At 43.5% G+C, this 19,158-nt stretch carries 17 protein-coding genes; 5 read left to right on the forward strand and 12 right to left on the reverse strand.

Annotation, left to right across the window (positions count from 1 at the left end; genetic code table 11):
• Positions 1-11: 11 nt before the first annotated feature.
• Both JHD69_RS12050 and JHD69_RS12055 read right to left on the reverse strand, forming a co-directional pair.
• Complete coding sequence (locus tag JHD69_RS12050; RefSeq protein ID WP_199140592.1) at positions 12-686, reverse strand: PspC domain-containing protein; 675 nt, start codon at positions 684-686, stop codon at positions 12-14.
• Between the two features lie 8 nt (positions 687-694).
• A complete protein-coding gene (locus tag JHD69_RS12055) occupies positions 695-1,393 on the reverse strand; it encodes an SDR family oxidoreductase (RefSeq protein WP_199140593.1) in 699 nt (232 codons plus the stop codon).
• Positions 1,394-1,533: 140 nt separating this feature from the next.
• Here JHD69_RS12055 and JHD69_RS12060 point away from each other — a divergent pair, with 140 nt between their 5' ends.
• The 3 genes from JHD69_RS12060 to JHD69_RS12070 all read left to right on the forward strand — a co-directional run bounded on the left by JHD69_RS12060 (position 1,534) and on the right by JHD69_RS12070 (position 3,973).
• A complete protein-coding gene (locus JHD69_RS12060) occupies positions 1,534-2,268 on the forward strand; it encodes an MlaE family ABC transporter permease (RefSeq protein ID WP_199140594.1) in 735 nt (244 codons plus the stop codon).
• Positions 2,265-3,017, forward strand: a complete 753-nt coding sequence (locus JHD69_RS12065) for an ABC transporter ATP-binding protein (RefSeq protein WP_199140595.1) — start codon at positions 2,265-2,267, stop codon at positions 3,015-3,017. The genes JHD69_RS12060 and JHD69_RS12065 overlap by 4 nt, the downstream gene beginning before the upstream one ends.
• Positions 3,018-3,088: 71 nt before the next feature.
• The gene (locus tag JHD69_RS12070; protein WP_199140596.1) at positions 3,089-3,973 is read left to right on the forward strand and encodes a class I SAM-dependent methyltransferase; all 885 of its coding nucleotides are present in this window, start codon (positions 3,089-3,091) and stop codon (positions 3,971-3,973) included.
• 27 nt (positions 3,974-4,000) lie between these two features.
• On the opposite strand, the gene JHD69_RS12075 is transcribed toward JHD69_RS12070, so the two are convergent.
• The 3 genes from JHD69_RS12075 to JHD69_RS12085 form a co-directional block, all read right to left on the reverse strand.
• Complete coding sequence (locus JHD69_RS12075) at positions 4,001-5,314, reverse strand: Gfo/Idh/MocA family protein (RefSeq protein WP_199140597.1); 1,314 nt, start codon at positions 5,312-5,314, stop codon at positions 4,001-4,003.
• Between the two features lie 180 nt (positions 5,315-5,494).
• Positions 5,495-6,550 carry an HmuY family protein gene (locus tag JHD69_RS12080; RefSeq protein ID WP_199140598.1) on the reverse strand — a complete coding sequence of 352 codons (1,056 nt, stop codon included), beginning with the start codon at positions 6,548-6,550 and terminating at the stop codon, positions 5,495-5,497.
• Between the two features lie 19 nt (positions 6,551-6,569).
• Complete coding sequence (locus tag JHD69_RS12085; RefSeq protein ID WP_233165889.1) at positions 6,570-8,867, reverse strand: TonB-dependent receptor; 2,298 nt, start codon at positions 8,865-8,867, stop codon at positions 6,570-6,572.
• Positions 8,868-9,159: 292 nt separating this feature from the next.
• Here JHD69_RS12085 and JHD69_RS12090 point away from each other — a divergent pair, with 292 nt between their 5' ends.
• Positions 9,160-10,203, forward strand: a complete 1,044-nt coding sequence (locus JHD69_RS12090; protein WP_199140599.1) for a hypothetical protein — start codon at positions 9,160-9,162, stop codon at positions 10,201-10,203.
• 49 nt (positions 10,204-10,252) lie between these two features.
• Here JHD69_RS12090 and JHD69_RS12095 read toward each other — a convergent pair whose 3' ends face one another.
• The 4 genes from JHD69_RS12095 to JHD69_RS12110 all read right to left on the reverse strand — a co-directional run bounded on the left by JHD69_RS12095 (position 10,253) and on the right by JHD69_RS12110 (position 15,885).
• Positions 10,253-11,341 (reverse strand): acyl-CoA dehydrogenase family protein, encoded by a 1,089-nt coding sequence (locus JHD69_RS12095; protein ID WP_199140600.1) that lies wholly within the window; start codon positions 11,339-11,341, stop codon positions 10,253-10,255.
• Positions 11,341-12,012, reverse strand: a complete 672-nt coding sequence (gene pnuC / locus JHD69_RS12100; RefSeq protein WP_199140601.1) for a nicotinamide riboside transporter PnuC — start codon at positions 12,010-12,012, stop codon at positions 11,341-11,343. Before pnuC ends, JHD69_RS12095 begins: the two co-directional genes overlap by 1 nt.
• A gap of 498 nt (positions 12,013-12,510) precedes the next feature.
• Positions 12,511-12,933, reverse strand: coding sequence for a hypothetical protein (locus tag JHD69_RS12105; RefSeq protein ID WP_199140602.1), 423 nt, complete (start codon positions 12,931-12,933; stop codon positions 12,511-12,513).
• Positions 12,934-12,942: 9 nt separating this feature from the next.
• Complete coding sequence (locus JHD69_RS12110; RefSeq protein ID WP_199140603.1) at positions 12,943-15,885, reverse strand: DNA gyrase/topoisomerase IV subunit A; 2,943 nt, start codon at positions 15,883-15,885, stop codon at positions 12,943-12,945.
• Positions 15,886-15,989: 104 nt separating this feature from the next.
• Here JHD69_RS12110 and JHD69_RS21485 point away from each other — a divergent pair, with 104 nt between their 5' ends.
• Positions 15,990-16,211: a hypothetical protein gene (locus JHD69_RS21485; protein WP_370583485.1), complete on the forward strand. Its 222-nt coding sequence runs from the start codon at positions 15,990-15,992 to the stop codon at positions 16,209-16,211.
• Positions 16,212-16,386: 175 nt separating this feature from the next.
• On the opposite strand, the gene JHD69_RS12120 is transcribed toward JHD69_RS21485, so the two are convergent.
• The 3 genes from JHD69_RS12120 to JHD69_RS12130 all read right to left on the reverse strand — a co-directional run.
• Positions 16,387-16,863, reverse strand: a complete 477-nt coding sequence (locus JHD69_RS12120) for a hypothetical protein (RefSeq protein ID WP_199140605.1) — start codon at positions 16,861-16,863, stop codon at positions 16,387-16,389.
• A 116-nt stretch (positions 16,864-16,979) separates the two neighbouring features.
• Positions 16,980-18,764: a sensor histidine kinase gene (locus tag JHD69_RS12125; protein ID WP_199140606.1), complete on the reverse strand. Its 1,785-nt coding sequence runs from the start codon at positions 18,762-18,764 to the stop codon at positions 16,980-16,982.
• On the reverse strand, positions 18,742-19,158 hold a 417-nt coding region (locus JHD69_RS12130), incomplete at its 5' end, for a response regulator transcription factor (protein WP_199140607.1). The genes JHD69_RS12130 and JHD69_RS12125, both read right to left, overlap by 23 nt.

Genomic DNA, 19,158 nt, shown 5'->3' on the forward strand with positions numbered 1-19,158 from the left:
CATTGATCTAGTTATGCCCCAGGCTGTTCAGGCTCTTTTTTGTCTGCGCCAGTGGCATCATCCTGAACCGGTGGCTTTGCCTCGGCATTGCGTTGGGCTTCTTCAGTGGTCTTTTTAAAATTATCCCACTCGGTTCTTCTCTGGTTTCTGAAGATCAGGCTAATACCTACCGCCACAATTGCCAAAGGCCACAGTTTATAGATTTTAAAGATGTTGAACCACTGCGGAATGACATCAAACTGCCTTAACAGAAAGTATAAACCTAAAATCAGGAGGATCAATCCCCCAATGGTACGGCCTGTATCATTGCTTTTAGAGAACTGCTTAAAATTATTTTGGTCGAAGGGACTGTTAAACTCTGGGCCTGCATTAGGCGTATTCCATTTAGTCTGCTCACCGGCATTTGATGGATTGTTAAAGGCATTTGGCGAATTGAACATGGCATTATCTTGGTTTTTTTTATAAAATTCGTTGAATTTATTGTAGCGAGCTACCGGATCATTGTTTACCGGAACCACAATCCACATGATGATATAAACCAATAGGCCTGTTCCGGCTAAAAAAATGGTAGAAAGCACAAACAATAACCTAATAATGGTGATGTCTACCTGCATATAATCTGCCAACCCCGACGAAACGCCTGCAATAACCTTGTTATGCTCGTTTCTGTACAATCTCTTTTCCATGATGCTTTTTATTTATGGTTAAAATTCAGTGGCTTCAAAATCAGCTCGTCAACGTTTACCCCGGTGCTCAGCTTTAAAATGCTGCTGATGGAGCTGGCAATATCTTCGGGCTGTACAAAGCTTTCTGGATTGATTGTGGTACCTTCCCAGGAGGCTGTTAATGTAGAACCTGGCAAAACTGCCGTTACTTTTACATGGTATTGAGCTAATTCTTTCCGCAATACATGATTAAGACTAAGCATGGCCGCTTTTGTTACACTGTAGCTGCCCGCATTTTCTACGGGTTGTGTGCTGGCCACCGAGCAGATGTTAAAAATATGTCCGCACTTCTGCTCGCGCATCATTTTTCCGACAAATTTAGACAGGTAATAGGCGCAGTTGAGGTTGAGTTGCTGCTGCAGTTCGAAAGCCTCGTCGGTTTCGTCCAGCAAGCTGCCCGGCAAAAAAGTGCCGGCATTGTTAACCAGCACTTCAATTGTTCCAAACGCTTCACCTGCCTGTTGCGCAAATGCCATTACTTCGGCTTTAAGGCTGCAATCTGTAGGGATGGCCAATACTTTAACGCCTTTGGTGCTTAACTGCTCGCGCAGCATTTCCAGATCGCTCGTTGTTCTGGCGCAAATGGCCAAATTATAGCCTTCGTCGGCCAGTTTAAGGGCTATGGCTCTGCCAATTCCTTTGGTAGCCCCCGTCACAATTGCATTCATCTGCTGGGATATGTTTTTAGGACAAAAAAGAGGATTAATATTGATAAACAATAATATTTTTTAATAAATACATCAGTGCAGAACATTTTTTGTTGTTTCTTTGTATAATATTGTATTTACACTAGAGCTACATTTATTCAATGAACTTCACCAATTTTGGCAAGTATATCCTGTTGCTCAAGGCAGCGTTCAGAAGGCCTGAAAAGATGAAAATCTACCTCAAGGCTATTTTCCAGGAAATGGATTTTATTGGCAGGGGCTCTCTGGGGCTAATCAGCATTATTTCTACATTTATTGGTGCGGTAATGACCCTGCAAATCGCCTTCCAGTTGGTAAGCGATCTGATTCCAAAAACCATTATTGGTTCGGTTAACCGCGATTCGAGTATCTTGGAACTCAGTCCAACCATTAGTGCCATTGTATTGGCCGGTAAAATCGGTTCTGCCATCTCCTCAGAAATAGGCACCATGCGTGTAACCGAGCAGATCGATGCACTCGAAATTATGGGCATCAACGCACCGGGGTATCTGATTTTGCCAAAAATATTGGCTGGCATTACCATGGTGCCTGTTTTGGTAATCATTTCTATGTTTTTGAGCATCACCGGCGGCTACATTGGCGGTACACTTTCTGGAGCGGTTACCGCTGCAGAATATATGCAAGGCATTACCACCGATTTTAATCCTTATACCATTACCGTAGCCTTGGTTAAGGCCTTTGTTTTTGGTTTCATCATTACTTCAGTACCGGCCTACGAAGGCTTTTACGTAAAAGGCGGCGCGCTCGAAGTAGCCCAGGCCAGTACAAGAGCAGTTGTAATCAGCTGTATCAGTATTTTGGCTTGTGATTATATTGTAACCCAATTATTATTATGATCGAGATCAAGGACATCCATAAATCTTTTGGCGACAACGAGGTGCTGAAGGGAATTTCGGGCAAATTTCAGGAAGGGGTTACCAATCTGATCATTGGCGGCTCTGGTTCGGGCAAAACTACACTGCTCAAGTGTATGATTGGCCTGCACCATCCAGAACAAGGCCATGTGTATTACGACGGCAGGGAATTTACCCAGCTTAATTTTGAAGAACGCATCGAGATCAGGAAAGAAATCGGCATGCTGTTTCAGGGTTCGGCCCTATTCGATTCGATGACGGTTGAAGAAAACATCATGTTTCCTTTAAATATGTTTACCGATCAGGCCAGAAGCGAGAAATTAGACCGCGTTAACTTTTGTTTGGAAAGGGTAAACCTGGAAGGCAAAAACGCACTTTATCCGGCCGAACTTTCGGGCGGGATGAAAAAACGGGTGGGCATTGCACGCGCCATTGCCATGAACCCGAAATATCTTTTTTGCGACGAACCCAATTCGGGCCTCGATCCCAAAACTTCGATCGTTATTGATGAATTGATCAAGGAAATTACCGAAGAGTACAATACCACCACCATTGTGGTAACCCACGATATGAACTCGGTAATGGGCATTGGCGATTACATCATCTTTTTGCACGAAGGAAAAAAATTCTGGGAAGGCTCAAACAAGGAGATTGCCAAAACAGACATCCAAGAACTTAACGACTTTGTTTTTGCCAGCCGGTTTATGAAGGCGGCCAAAGACAAGCTTTAGTTAACCGTACACCATTTTCGGTTTACAGGTTAATTGTAACCTTATAACTTTACAACATTTCAACACCTATAATGATCAAGCTGCTGACCCCAACCCACTGGAAAGACTATGAGCTATTAGACTGTGGCGACTTCGAAAAACTGGAACGCTTTGGCAACCTCGTGCTTTCGCGTCCGGAGCCACAAGCGGTTTGGAAAAAAGTTTTATCGCCACAAGAGTGGAAAAAAAAGACGCATATCAATTTTAAAGGGCGCTCGGCTACTACCGGCGAATGGCTCAAAAATGATCGTAATATTCCAGATCGCTGGAACGTCAATTACAAAAACGACGAAATCAGCATTAACCTACGCCTCGGACTTACTTCTTTTAAGCACGTGGGTGTTTTTCCGGAGCAGGCCGTAAATTGGGATTACATTTCTTCTTCCATCAAAAAATTCAAAAACCCTACGCCCAAAGTACTGAACCTGTTCGCCTATACCGGCGCGGCCTCATTGGTTGCCAAAGCCGCCGGAGCCGATACCACCCACGTAGATTCGATCAAGCAGGTAGTCAACTGGGCCAACGAAAACCAAGAACTTTCGCAACTCAAAGATATCCGTTGGGTGGTAGAAGATGCCTTGAAATTTGTAAAGCGCGAACTGAAACGCGGCAAAAAATACAACGGCATTATCTTAGATCCACCAGCTTATGGCCATGGTCCAAACGGCGAGAAATGGAAACTGGAAGACCATATCCAGGAAATGATGCAAGACGTAGTGCAACTGCTGGATGAAGAAGAACACTTCCTGATTCTAAATACCTATTCTTTGGGATTTTCTTCGGTGATTGTAGAAAACCTGATCAAAACCTCTTTTCCAAAAGTGCAAAACCTCGAAACCGGAGAACTTTACCTGCAAGCTACTTCTGGCATTAAGTTGCCATTGGGCGTGTTTGGTAAATTCAACAAGTTTAAATAACTAGTTCATTAGTCACTAATTTGGGAGCTATACCTTCGGCATTTTATAACCATTGTGGTATTGTGCGGCCAAATATTTGTTTGCCGTGCTATCTGTAAATTTGCCTTTTGAAGCATCCCAATATATTTTCTTACCGGTGCGATAAGCAATATTGCCCATTTGGCAGATGTTGGCCACGTGTGCGCCTGCCTGTATAGGGGCTTTTAAATCCTCCAGTTTTCGGGATTGTATCACATCCAAAAAGTTCTGCGTGTGCAATTGCAAGCCATTGTCTACCGATTTTTGCAAAGGAACGGCTTCTATTTTGTCTTTACCGCCATCTTTCTCCGGAATAACTTCCCAACCCTGGCGATTAAGTACCAAGGTACCGTTGTTGCCGATAAATGCTACACCATGGGTTCTGCCATAGGGTCCGCCATCAATGCCTGTAGCCTGTTCCCATTGCAAATTGAATCCATTAAATTCGTAAATAGCAGTCAGTGTATCCGGGGTTTCAGAAGCATCGTCGGGATAGGCAAATTTTCCGCCGGTGGCCACAATGCTTTTGGGTGTTGTCGCTTTCATGCCCATCAGCGCATAATCAATCATGTGTACGCCCCAATCGGTCATTAGGCCCCCTGCATAATCCCAAAACCACCTGAAATTGAAGTGAAAACGATTGGGGTTAAAGGGTCGCATGGTTGCCGGTCCGAGCCATTTGTTGTAATCAACTCCTGTTGGAACCGCAGTATCGCTGGCCACGGGTATGGCTTTCATCCAGCCTTGATAGGCCCAGGCTTTAACCAAACGCACATTGCCAAGCTTGCCCGAATGTACATAGGCTATGGCATCGGCAAAATGCTTTTGGCTGCGTTGCCATTGTCCAACTTGCACTACTTTGTTGTAGCGTTGCTGCGCGGCTACCATTTCATTGCATTCGGCTATAGAATTGCCTGCAGGCTTTTCTACGTAAACATCTTTACCAGCGGCAAGTGCATCGACCATGATTTTGCAATGCCAGTGGTCTGGCGTACCGATTACGACAGCATCAACATGCTTGTTTTCGAGTATTTTTTGATAATCGTTGCTGGTGCTTACAGTGATGTTGTTCTTAGCCAGTTCGGCAACTCTTCTATCGAGCACATTTTGATCTACATCGCAAAGCGCGACACATTGCGCCCTGGGGTCTTTAAGCAAGGCGGTTAAATTTGACCAGCCCATACCGTTAATGCCAATTACACCAATGCGGATCTTATCGGCTTTGCCTTGGCCCATCGAAAAAGCGTTCAATGGCAACAGGTTTGCCAGGCCGGTGCTTGCCAAAAACAAGGAGCCGGTATGAATAAAAGTTCTTCGTTTCATAAGTAGTTATAGATTATGGATTTAAGATAATAAATGATGGCGAAATTTGGCAATCGGCTGTTGCATTTTTTCCAAATTAAATCTGATTAGGCATAAAAGAAGAAGGCCTCCGGAAACCGAAAGCCAACTTCTAAACAAAACAATAAACTATTAACTAAGTATTTATCGAGGACTAAATATCTATCCTTTTTTCACCAATTTGTATTCGATAACCGGCTTACCACGCTCGCCACCGTCATTAGAAATGAAGCTGTTGAACTTCAGTTTGTAAACGTTGCCTGCACCGTCTTTAACCACATAGAAAATATCTGTTTTTACGCCAATCGCTGTTCCGGTGGTATTTCTCCAGGTAGCACCAATAATGTCTCGGGCATTAGAAAACGTAATACCGGCCACATCGGCTTCGCCAAAGGTGGCATAGCTTTTGGTGCTGGTGGCAACCGCAGCTGCCGTAACCCCACCTAGGTTATTAACGAATACCAAATCAGAGAAGGCATAAGGGAAAGTAGCGGTGTAGTACATGCTATAACCCCAAACAATATCCCAGCTTGCTTTTTCTGGTTCAACGCTCACGACTGTGCCTTTAATCAACGAAGCGAATTGGAAATTAGCGACTGTATTTTTAGCAACGTCCAAGGTTTTGAAGGTAGCATCGCCAATTTTGGCATATTGTAAAGTGTAGCCCGATCCTTTTCTCAGGATTCTGATTTTGAACAAATCTGTTGTCGCCAATACATTGTTGGCACCGCCTTTTCTGTTCACGATGTAAACCTTATTATCGGCATCGGCAGCTGCTACTACCCCAATAGCTGTTTTATTCAGGATATTGGCTTCCCTGGGGTCGTCGATCAAAGCAAAAGTACCACCTCCTTGACCAACTTTGAGGTTATTCGGATCGAAATCGGCCACAGTAACGGCATTCAAATCGGTTTTTTCAACTTTGATCACTGAAGATCCATTGGTTGCGTTTAAAATCACCTTAAAATCTGCGCCCGAATAAAAGCCCAAATCCCAACTATCTCTATCGACAGCAGTTTGTTTGTTGGCGCTAAAATCTACATAAACACTGTTACCGGCACTGCTTCCGGCTTCTGCCCCGATTAAGCCGTTCAAGGTTAGTGTACTTCCATCTGACGGTGGCGGAACGACGATCGGTTCGTTTTTGCCTTTGCTACAAGCGGCCAAAACAGTTACTGCTGCACCAAGGGCAAGCATCGATTTCAATTTATTCATCATGTTCTTATTAATTTGAGTTTTAGTTTTTATTCCAGTTAAAGGTTAAGCCCAGCACATACGAACGGCCATAGCTGTAAGGTACGGTAGCTCCACCGCTGCTATGCGCTGCGCCACTTGCCGTTGAAGTATTGGTGAGCTGGGTTACGTCGAACAGGTTTTTAATACCCGCATTGAGGGTAAAATATTTGTAAATGTTTTTGTTCAGCATCAGGTCGGCCAAGCTAAAATCGCCGATCTTCACCATCCGGGCTGCTTGTGAACCGCTTATCGTTACGGTTTCATAACCAGGCCTTTTGCCTGTGTATTTGTAAAAGAGACTTATGCTGCCCTTGATTTTTGGAAAACGATAAGTTGCATTGCCGTTCAGTTCAGGTGCCCACATCAATTCGGGCACGTTTAAAGCCGGCTCCTCAACCAACCTGTTGTACCTGCCTATGTAAGAGAATCCCAGGTTCACCTGCAGGTTATTCCAAATGAAAACATTGTCTAGCGTGGCACCTATGGTTTTGTATCTCGACACATTGATCAAAGTAGTAACCGACGCGTTTGACGGATCCATGCCATAGTCAATCCTATTGGTAAAAAGATTATAAAAACCTGTAGCCGTAGTCTTCAACTGCATGTTGTCTTTTTGCAGGCCCGACCAAACCAAAGAGGCATTGAAACTATGCGATTGTTCTGCCTTCAGGTTTTCGTTGCCCAGTATCGTATGACTGGCATCGATAAAATTATAGTACAGTTCCCTCAACGCCGGGGCGCGGAAGCCTCTGGCATACGACAGGCGCAGGTCGAAGTTTTGGCTTAGTCCAAACTTGGTGTTTAAGGAAGGAATAACAGCGGGGGCATCATAAACCGAGTTTTTAATGAACCTTAACCCTGGGCGGATATTGATGCGGTCGGTTGGTCTTATTTCTGAAGAAACAAAAAAAGCATAATCGTTGATTACGGGCGAGCCTTTGATCCTTTGGCCACTGGCTGCATCTCTGCTATACTCAAAACCGGGCTGTACCGACAATGTTTTGCTGGCAAAGTACTGGGCCGTTACCCTAACGCTGGTGGCATTAAACTTGGCTACGTCTTGTTCGCCTGCATCGCTGGTGAGTTGCACAGTGTTATTCGTATAATCGTGGATCACGGATCTGGTAGCCCTTTGCAAATCGGTATAACCTATAATCGCGTTCAATTCGAGTTTTTCGGAAACCCTGTATTCCGACTGGAGTTGTTGTGTATAGCGTTTGGTGGTGTAGGTTTGCAGTTTCCCTTTGTAATTGTTGGGGTTAATGCCCAACCTCGTATCGATGGTTTCTTTTAGGCCATCCAGGCGATACCAGATGTTAAGATTATTGTTCCTGTAGCCGATTTTGGTATTTCCCAAAAACTGTTCCTTGGGTTTCCATCTGTTGGTTTCGGCGTTTACTTCGTCGGCGAATGCTGTTTTTGGTGCCAAATTCCAGCCCCCAAACTCATTATGGCTAAACCCGGCCAAAGCGCTCCAGCCCTTGTTTTGCCAACTGGCGCTCAGGTTCTGATTGTGGATACCACTTCCCTTCAAAGCCTGGTATTCAGTGCCGGCCGTTTCTTCCTGCACTCTTGCCGAAATATTGAGCAACGATTTGCCCGCATTTTTGGTAATGATGTTGATTACACCAGCCAATGCATCAGTTCCATAAACCACTGCAACAGGGCCTTCTACAATTTCTATCCTTTCAACCGTGTTAATGTCAATCTGGTTTAGGCTTTCGCGGGTATCCGAGCGGTCAACCACAGGTACGCCGTCTAGCAATATTTTAATGTTGCGGCCACTCATGCCCATCAGTTCCACGTCGGTAGTGCCCAGTGTTAAATCGTTATTGAACCTGAAACCCAATTCGGTATTGAGCACCTGCTGCACGTTGGTGGCCGCCCTGAGCCTAATTCGCTCGGCGCTGATGGTTTTTACATTATATACCGCATTTCTCATCGACTGTGGTCCATATTGAGCAGTTACCACCACCTCTTTCAGCTCATAGGCTTTTTCCTTTAAAGTAATGGTGGGCAGTACCGCCTGGCCAGCGCTTACTGCTATATCTTGCGACAGGGTTGACAGCCCTGATTTGACTATCAGTTGTTTGTCGCCAACAGGCGATGCGATTTTGAAAGAGCCGTCGTTTTGGGTAAAGGCCATATTTTTGGTGTCTTTAATGGCCACCAACAAACCCGAGGCTGGCTGGCCATCGGCGGTGATGACCTTGCCCGTAAGGTATACCAGCTCATTGCTTTGCTGGGCAAATAAAGCAGAGGCAAATAGCAAAAATATAAAGGGTAGGAGTTTTTTCATGCTTACTATTTAGAACGATTTTAAATAATGACGCAATATTAAATCTTATTTAGACTAATTACAAATAATTTAAAAAAGAATTGCTAAAGTATTGAAAAAGAGGGTTTCTATTCTTCTCAAAAAAATGTTATCCTTGCAGGGGGTTCGAAAAGCTCAGCCAATTTTAAATGTGGCATTGTTAATCTGTTGATAATTATCATGCAATTGCCCGATTAATTGATGTACTTTTGGCAAAACTGGAAAACCCAATTAACAAAAGGTTACAGCTAACCCTTAAAATAGTCTATTACGTATGAAACTAACCCACATTGCAGGTGTACTGCTTTTAGGTGCAGCCACAGTAAGTACTTTCGCTTACTGCACTTCTGATGCAAAAAAGACCGATGGTAAAACAGCGAAATCGGCAAAGACAGATTCGACGCAGGTTGAACAAGAAACGCCGCGTACCCCTGTTGATACAGCTAAATACAACGAATTAGTGGCTAAATTGGCCAATGGCGATACTACCGGAAAATGGCCTGTAAAAAACCAGCCATATCCCTTAGCCGGGGCCATCCTGCCTTTTAAACGTATCGTGGTTTATTACGGTAACCTGCATTCGAAAAAAATGGGTGCATTGGGCGAATATCCGCCAAAAGAAATGTGGCAACGCTTGAATGCCGAAGTAAAACACTGGCAAAAAGTAGATCCAAGCACACCTGTACAGGTCGGCTTGCACTACATTGCGGCGGTAGCCAGTGGCACTGCAGGCAAAGACGGCAAATACATTAACCGTATGGGCAACAAACAGATCGATTCTGTATTGAAAATTGCCAAAATGCAACCGAATACCATCGTATTTTTAGATTTGCAGGTGGCATTGAGCAATATCAAGGCCGAATTGCCACATATTGAAAAGTATTTGGAACTTCCTCAGGTACACTTGGGCATCGATCCGGAGTTTTCGATGAAGGATGGTTCTTTGCCAGGCAAAAAAATCGGCACCTACGATGCAGCGGATATCAACTATGTAAGTCAATATTTGGCAGACATCGTGAAAAAATACAACCTGCCTCCAAAAGTGCTAACCGTACACCGTTTCACCAAGAAAATGGTAACCAATTACCAAAACATCAAGCTAAGGCCAGAAGTACAGATCGTGATGCACATGGATGGCTGGGGCGAACCTGATTTAAAACTGGGTACTTACCGTCACTTTATTTATGGGGAACCTGTACAGTTTACCGGTTTTAAACTGTTCTACAAAAACGACCTTAAAAAAGCGCCAAACCGCTTGATGACACCAGAAGAGCTGATGAAGCTTAAACCTAAACCGATTTATATCCAATATCAATAATAAAAAAAGGCGACCAATTGGTCGCCTTTTTTATGACATAAAACTTGGCTTAAAACCTGAACGTAAGCAGGGCATGTTGGCTTGCCGTATGGATATCGCGCCAAACCCTGTTGATTTCGCTATCTCTTTTAGCCGCTTCCAAACCACAGTAAGGATAAAGCCTGTCTACGTTGGTACGGGCAACATGGGCCAGTTCGCGACTCAGCCTGCTGACTTCGTTCAGGCTGGCTTCAGTTATCTTTCCCTTATTTATCAATTGGTTCCAAGTATCGTCGAAAGCCTCATAAAATGCTGTTCGCAAAGCGGCTATCTCTTTCTTGCAACGGGTCAGTTCTGCCTTAAAAAAAGCAACCTGTTCTTCGTTAAACCGCTTTAATCCAGAGCGTTTGTAAAAATATTCTTCTACCAGTTCGATAAAGTGGTTGGCCATGCCCAAATTATTAACCACGAGCGTAGTTTCGGCCAGTTGCAGGAAAGGGTAATCAAAACCTTGGTCGGCTACTTTAATCTCATTATTGATCCTGAAAGACCTATTGGCAGGAATTTCGACATTAACCACCTCAAAGGCATGGCTTCCGGTAGCTACCAGTCCGAAATAAGACCAGCCCGGCAAAATGTTCACTTCCTCTTTTTTCAGGATAAAGGAACGGATAATGGGTTCGTTGTTTTCGTCGAGCTGATCTGTTCCATCTTCATGCTGCAACACACAATTTGCCGTAAATATGGTGGCATGCAAAGCGCCACTGGCATATTTCCAATGGCCATTAATCCGGTAGCCATCGAGGGTTTTAATGGCTGTCCCCCCTACCGCGCCACTGCCGGCAAAGCAAACCTTACGATCGGCAAACACTTCTTTGGCCAATGCCGGATCAAGAAAACCGGCAAACCAGGCCGCACCGCTGCACAAGGTAACCGTCCAAGCCAGGCTCCCATCCACACTGGCCAGTTCTTCTTCCAGCCTTAAGATTTCCGGCAATTTCTTGCCTGGTCCGCCGTAGGCCTCCGGTACAAACAGTTTAAACCACTGCTCCCGATAAACGATTTCCAAAATTTCGGGTTCCAACTCTCCAGCTGCCTCGGCCAGCGGTGCATATTTTTTAAGGGTTTCTTTCCAGATCGGTTTTAAAAGGTTTTCCATTACGCGATGGATTTAAGTTTTTGTTCCGCATTGATTTTTTTCCAATCGAAATAGCCGAAGATGGCCACGATAAACAGGAAGAGCGTAAGTACAGCCATTAAGGCCAGTTTTTTATGGATGAGCAACGGAATGGCCACAATATTCGATATATTGAGGAAAATCCAGTTTTCAATCCTTCTTCGCGCCAAAAGCCACATGCCTGCCCAGGCAAACGAGGAAACAAAAGCATCAGCTACAGGCACATCTGATTTGATGAAATTTACCGTGACATCAAAAGTGCTGAAGTACCATGTTTTTTCTGGCAGGTGCGTGAGCAGGAAGTAAAAAAACAGGAAACCAATTACAGCTATGGCTATAGCAATAGCCAATTCACTTTTGGTGCTCCATAAAACCTCTTTATGCTGGTGGTCTTCCCTGTTTTTCCAGATGACCCAACCATAAACACTCATCACCAAATAATACATATTCAGCATAATTTCTGCATACAGATGGGCATTAAACAAAAGGTACATGCCCAGCAAAATGGAAACAATGCCTGTTGGATAGAGCCAGATGCTGTTCTTTTTGGCTAATAAAACTTCTGAAACACCAAAACCAACCGCCAGCCATTCGACAATCGGGGTATGTGCAATTTGGTTTTTGAACAGCACGAACCAATCTTGAAAATTCATTTACAACACAGTGCTTTTTACAGCTTAAAATTAATGGAAAACTGCTTTCAGGGCGAAACAGCATTGTAAATAACCTCTTCCCTACGTCGGCATTACCCGAATCAGGTGCATTTGAAGTTTAAAGTATTAAGTTCAAAGTATAAAGTAATTCGACTTATAACTTTTGACTTTTAACCTTTAACCTCAAAATGGGTATAATCTCAGCCGAACAGTTGGTAAAGACTTACACAACCGAACAGCACCCCTTTGAGTTGGCCAAATATAAACAATTAATAGCAGTTCGAAGTTTTCGGCAGATACTTTTCGGTTGAGCGCTAGCACACTTGGATTTAAGCACAAAAATCTAGCTTTAACGGTATGTTCAGTATTAACTACTATTAAATAAGAAGAGGTCGGGCTCATTAATCCCGACCTCTTTTCTAAAATGGCAATTCTTTGGTATAAAGCTAAAAAGTCTAAGTTGACTCTTTTCGTCAATTTGGGTTGTTTGACCTTACCCTACATCATTGGCGGAGCATCTCCATATCCGCCAATACTTTCGATTACAAAATATTTAAACTTGAAATCCTGATCCATAAAGAACACGACGTCCATTTCTCTTTCTCCCTTTTTGCTTAAGAACCCATACTTATAGGAATTGCTCTTATAAAATTTAAACTTTGCCGATTTAAGTTCCGTAACCATATCTAGGGCTGTAGCTATATTCTGTTCAAAGGCTTTTAAAGGCGTTTTTCCCTGATAAGATGATGAATAAAGGCTATACAGTTCCTCATATTTCTTTTCATTGAAGAACTTAATCCAATTTTTCAGGATTTTTTCTACGCGTTTATCCTGGTCCTTTCTTTCTTTGCTTAGTGTTTCCTGGGCTTTTGCTTCAGCAAAAAACAGCAGCATTAGTACAATGGTATAGCAATATTTCATGTTTGCGACTTAAAAAAATCCCAGTTGACCTTTATCGTCAATTTTGATATCGTCGGGGTTGGTAATTTCCAAGTCTATTTTTTTGGCCGGCTTATCTTCCTCTACAGGTTTTGTGGCAGAAGCTGGTTCTGGCTTCGGCTCCTCTTTTTGAACAGGTGCCTTTTCTACAACAGGTTTCTCTTTAACTGGCTCAGCTTTAAACAAGGGCTTTTTCTTAGGTGCTGCCGGTGGCTCTTCAGCCGATTGAACTTGTTCGCTATCGGTTGTTTCAGTAAGCTCGACTGGTTCAGGCACCACTTCTTCAATGGTGGTTGCCTCCACCATAGCCTCGGTAGCTACTTCGTTTGTTGCAGTTGCAGTTGCCGTAGCTGTTTCGGTTTCGGTTGTTTCCTGTTCTTCTACCGGTGCATTTTCTATCAGTTCGGTTCCAATTTCTGGTTCGGCATTAACCAGGCTAACGCTTTTTACCTCATGTTGCGACAGGCGATTGCCATTGGCCTTCATTCCTTTTACATCAATCAGCCCGGCCAAATCAACCACCAGGGTTTCAGGCGTTTTGGATTTGCCCTTCTCTACATCGATCTGTACCTGCGCATCGGGTTTGCCAGTGATAAAAATCATTTTGGAACCTGGCTCTTCGCTAATAATGGTCACCTCTTTGCCTGCAGGCTGCATTTCAAACACAAATCGCTTTACAAAATAGTTTTTGGCCTTGGCATCGTAATGCACCAAGCCATAAACCCTTTCCGGATCGTGTTTTTGCATCAATACAATACCTGGATCAAAGTGGTTGCTCAAGTCGAACGAAGTGAGTTCGTACCAACCCGCCGCATTGACCTGAAGGATTTTATCGTCGCCATCAAATTCGCCCAAGTATTTGCCCCTGCCATCAACATTTAGGCGCTTCAACAGGTCGTCGTACCAAATCTTAAGACCGGATAAGGTAGAAACGCCTTTGCTTTTGAGCAATACTTTTTTAACTGGATATTTAGACACAATATTACCCATTGATCCGCGGCCCTTAATGGCCAGTTCGGCAAAATCGAGGTCAAATTGCAGTTTTTTGAGTTTAGAATGCGGCTTCAGCTGTACGGTAACAATTTCGGCCTCACCATTCGGATTGGCTGTAAAGTATAAAACCTTAGAGCCTTTGCCCCCTTTGGTCAGGTCGTATTCCTTGTCGCGGGTAACCCCCAATACCGCAAAACGCTTCACGTAATTGGTGCCGCTTGCCCCATCTTTGTAAATGAGGTTGTAAACAGTACGTTCGTCGTTCTTTTTGAAAACCTGGGCATGGATAATGCCTTTACCCACAAAGGTTTTATCGGCTACTTTGGTAACGGTAAACTTGCCGTCTTCCCTAAAAACAATGATTTCGTCAATATCGGAACAATCGGCTACAAATTCGTCCTTACGCAAGCCCGTTCCGATAAATCCATCTTCGCGGTTCATGTACAATTTAACGTTGGCCAAGGCTACCTTAGAAGCTTCTACCTTATCGAACAGGCGGATTTCGGTTTTACGTTCGCGGCCTTTGCTGTATTTATCTTTAAGTTTTTGAAACCAGGCGATGGCATAATCGGTTAGGTGTCGCAAATGTCCTTTTACCACCTTGATTTCATCTTCCAGCGCTTTCATTGCTTCGTCGGCTTTTTTCACGTCGAAGCGGGTAATGCTGCTCATCGGCTTATCGATCAGCTTTTTGAAGTCTTCAGGCAAGATTTCGCGGTACAGCGAGGGCTTAAAGGGATCGAACAAGAGGTTCAATACCGTAACTACAGCTTCAAAATCGGCGGCATTTTCGTACTCTGCATTTTTGTACATGCCTTCCTGGATGAAGATTTTGAGCAACGAACTAAAGAAAATCTTCTCTTGCAGTTCGTGCAAACGGATTTCGAGTTCTCGCTTTAACAATGCCTTGGTGTGCATCGTATTTTGCGCCAGGATATCGTTTACGCTCAAAAACTGAGGTTTCTCATCCTTAATGATACAGGTATTTGGCGAGATGGAAACTTCGCAGGCCGTAAAGGCATACAAGGCGTCGATCGTTACATCGGGCGAAATGCCTGGCGCCAATTGTACAACAATCTCTACGTTTTGGGCAGTATTATCTTCAATCTTTTTGATTTTGATTTTGCCTTTATCATTGGCAGCCAAAATGCTATCAATTACAGAACCTGTCGTAGTACTGTACGGAATTTCCGTAATAACGAGAGTTTTCTTGTCTTTTTCGGTGATTTTGGCCCGCACCCTGATCTTGCCGCCTCGCATCCCTTCGTTGTAGTTGGAGAAATCGGCCATGCCACCGGTAAAGAAATCGGGCAGGATATTGGTTTTGTTGCCTTTGAGCACTTCGATAGAAGCATCTAACAATTCGACAAAGTTGTGGGGCATTACCTTGGTAGCCAAACCTACGGCAATACCTTCGGCGCCTTGGGCCAATAGCAGGGGGAATTTAACCGGCAGGGTAATCGGCTCGCTGTTACGTCCATCGTAACTGAGCTGCCAATCGGTGGTATCTGGATTAAAAACTACTTCGTTGGCAAATTTGGAGAGCCGGGCTTCGATATAACGTGGCGCGGCGGCGCTATCGCCGGTTACCGGATCGCCCCAATTTCCCTGGCAATCGATAAGCAAATCTTTTTGTCCGATCTGTACCATGGCATCGCCAATAGAGGCATCGCCGTGCGGATGGTACTTCATGGTATTCCCAATTACGTTGGCCGCTTTGTTGAAACGACCATCATCCATCTCCTTGAGCGAGTGCATGATACGGCGCTGCACAGGCTTGAGCCCATCGTGTATGTGCGGCACCGCCCTATCCAGAATTACATAAGAGGCATAATCGAGAAACCAGTTTTCATAAAGCCCGTTAATAGGCGTTACGGTATGCTTGTTCTCGGTTTCTTCGGGCAGGTTGGCTTCGTTTAGGTTTTCTAATTCGTCACTCATTCGCTATAAAAGTATTTGGGATGCGTAAATATAAGGCTTGTGACGGGATTTTGAACGATAAGTTTTAAACAAGTCTTAGCGGAAAGCCTCTCCGTGGATAGTTTATGGTCAATAGTCTATGGCAAAAAGAGTTGGCAGCTTCGAATTTTGATCTATGCCTGAGCAGGCTGACAAATATTGCCAGTCATGAAATTTTACACCTGTTTACAATGGCGCACTGCACTTTTGCCAAATGCACCATGAACGGCAGCAACACCTTGAGCAAAACAGACATTTGCACCACAGGCTTTGCGCTGAATTCCAAAAGAAACTGTTCTGGAATTTGAGGTACAATAACCAGAAAAGACTAAAAGAACTCATTGAGTTTTGCAGAAAAAATAAGCTGATTCAAGATTTACGGATTTTGGAGACAGATTTAGACTAAAAAGGGCAAGCAAACCTGGAGGTCCCAGCCACATTTTCCGTCTTCCATTTTACCTTCAGTTGATCTGCTTTTTATCTTTATTTAAAGGTTCCATAGCCTACCGCTCCCAATTTCTTTTTTTCATCCGAAAAGGTAAAAAACTCAAGTTTAGAGCCTGCTATGCTCCACAAGTTTCTTGTTACGGTCTCGCCCGCGATTTCCTCTTTAACAACCCTTGACTTATAGCCCTTATTTTTAAGCTCCATTTCGATAAATATGGTGTTTGGGGCACCGACAAAGAGAGAATATACAGATTTAATTTTGTTGGCTTTGTATGCTATGCTTAGCTCGTCGAATTCCGAACCATAAACAAGCATTTCCTCATCTCCATCCTTATAGTTTTCATCTTCATCTCCCTTCTCAAATCCTTTGTCTTTCAAGAAAGACACCACATTCTGCCTGGTTGTTTTATAAAATATATCCTGAAGGAGCGCCAATTTCTTGTCTTCGAATTTGATCTGGCCATAGGCGAAGGCGCCATGGCACAAAAAAAGTAAAAACATTAATTTTTTCATATTTTTTATTGCAGCATGTATACAAGAAAACATTTCCCGTTAGCAAAACTAAGGTAATCGCAAGCACAACTTAGTGAAATACCCAATAATGAGTATTTTTAGCTTTCGTGATTTGATCAGCTCTTGCCAACCGGGATGCTGACCTGAATAATGGTTCCTTCGTTTTTAACGCTACTGATCTCGAAATTGCCTTTGTAGTAATTGATCCGCTTTTCGATATTTTCGAGCCCAAAGCCTTTGCTGGTTTGCTGCACATCAAAGCCAAGCCCATCGTCTATAAATTGAAAATGATAGTAGCTGGTGTATTGATAAAATTCAATGGTTATTAGGCTAGGCTGGCCATGTTTAATGGCGTTGCTGATAATTTCCAGGGCAATCAGGTACATGTCGTAAATCCAGGGCTCCTCTATCTTTTCGGGAAAGTCATAGCCAAAAAGCTCAATCTTCCAATCAGACAAACCGGCGTTTAAACTCGTAATCTGGCTTTGCAGGCTTGCAAATAGTGCGCCATCATCAAGTGCCTTGGGAAGAATCTTATGGGAAATATCCCTGATGTCTTCTGCCAGCTCGCCGATGGTTTCCTTGGCCAGCCTTGCATTTTTCATGTCGAAAAGATGAATAATATGCGCAATTTTGCTCCCCACCTTATCATGAATGATATTGGCGATATTTCTACGCTCCCGAAGCTGAACCTCGTTGATTGTTTTTAACGAGCTTTCTTTTTCCAAGATAACCTGTTCCATCAACGCGCTGTTCTTCAAAAAGATCTCTATATAGTTTTTGGATAGCACATATCCAAACAAAAACACTTCATAAAGGCTAATGAACAATAACCAATTACCACCCAACGATTCTGGAATAACCTTGAATGTTTTTAGGATTAGGCAGGCCGACCAAATAAGCTGCGGCAAAAAGGCCAGCAACACATAAACAGCCTTTGTTCTTTCTATTTTTAAATATACCAATGCAGCCCAGAAAATCGTTACGATAGAAGCCAGCAACATGAAATACGCCAGCATAAAAAAATACCTGAAATCAAAATGCTTGTAAAAAACCAACAACACAATGGTAACCAAAATAAGCATAAGGTTTATGCTGTTAAGCCCAACAACAATCCTGTACTTTGCTGGCTGGTTCTCTTTTAGCCTTAAAAAGTGGCTCAAAAAAATACTTAAGGCGATATACCAAAGCCCACCCAGATAAAGCCGGCCCTCGCTAAAAAACCTAAACTGCGGAAATAAAACATGTTTGGCAAAATTGGTTGTAATGGCCACATAAAATACCGTGAGCAAAGAATAGCCAATGTAATAAATGTATAGCCGATTTTTGGTGAGCAAGAACAATATGCCGTTGATCATGAGCAGCAAAAAAACCATCCCGATAAAAAAGGAAGTCAATGCTATTTTTTGCGATGACTTTGTTTCCAAATCAATTTGGTTCTCTAAACTATAAGAGAAATCCAGGAAAGAGGTCTCTTTTTTAGCCCTCACCCAAACAACTTTTTCCTCGCCCGGCTGCAGGTTAAGCTCAAACGCCAAAGCTTCAATGAAAGGGCTTTTCATTGCCGTTCTATCGCCTATGGTTTGGGTGGTTCCACCATCGAACAGCGTAAGGCTATCGATGTGGTTGTTGTTGAAACAGAGCCAAGTTCTTGCGCTTTGCGAGGGATCCGTATTTTGAATGGTGAACCTGCACCATACCGCCGCGTCTTTGTTATAGCCAATATCAACTTTTTGGTGTGGATTAAACCGGTAAAGTTTTTGCCGTTCAAGATCGGCTTTGGTCCACAACGAATTCGTATCTACAGCGTAGCCAGAATTTACCAATAGCTGTTTGCTTGTTATTTGTGCACACGCGAAAAAAGAACATAGCAGCAGGCTAATGAAGCAGGTTATTTTCATGAGCAAATTTGATAAGCGTGCCGCTGTTGCTGATCTCCAGCTTTTTGTAAATATTCTTCCTATGCGTATCTACAGTAGTTTTGGCAATAAACAGGGTATTCGAAATCTCTTTACTGGTTAATCCTTTGATAATGAGTTTAATGATTTCCCTTTCCTGCTTCGAAATCCTGAACTTGTTAATAATCGGCTTATCTATATCGCTATAAACACTCGCATTACTTTTGTTGACTCTATTGGTATAAAACTCGCTGCCTTTTTTAGCATTTATCACATCAACCAGCTCATTGGCAGGCGTTTCCTTTTTCAGAAAAGCATCAACCTGTCTCTTATACACATCTAAAAAGGGGGGGGGGGGGGGGGGGGGGGGGGGGGGGGGGGGGGGGGGGGGGGGGGG

The organism is Pedobacter sp. ASV12 (genome assembly GCF_016429155.1).
Lineage (GTDB): Bacteria > Bacteroidota > Bacteroidia > Sphingobacteriales > Sphingobacteriaceae > Pedobacter.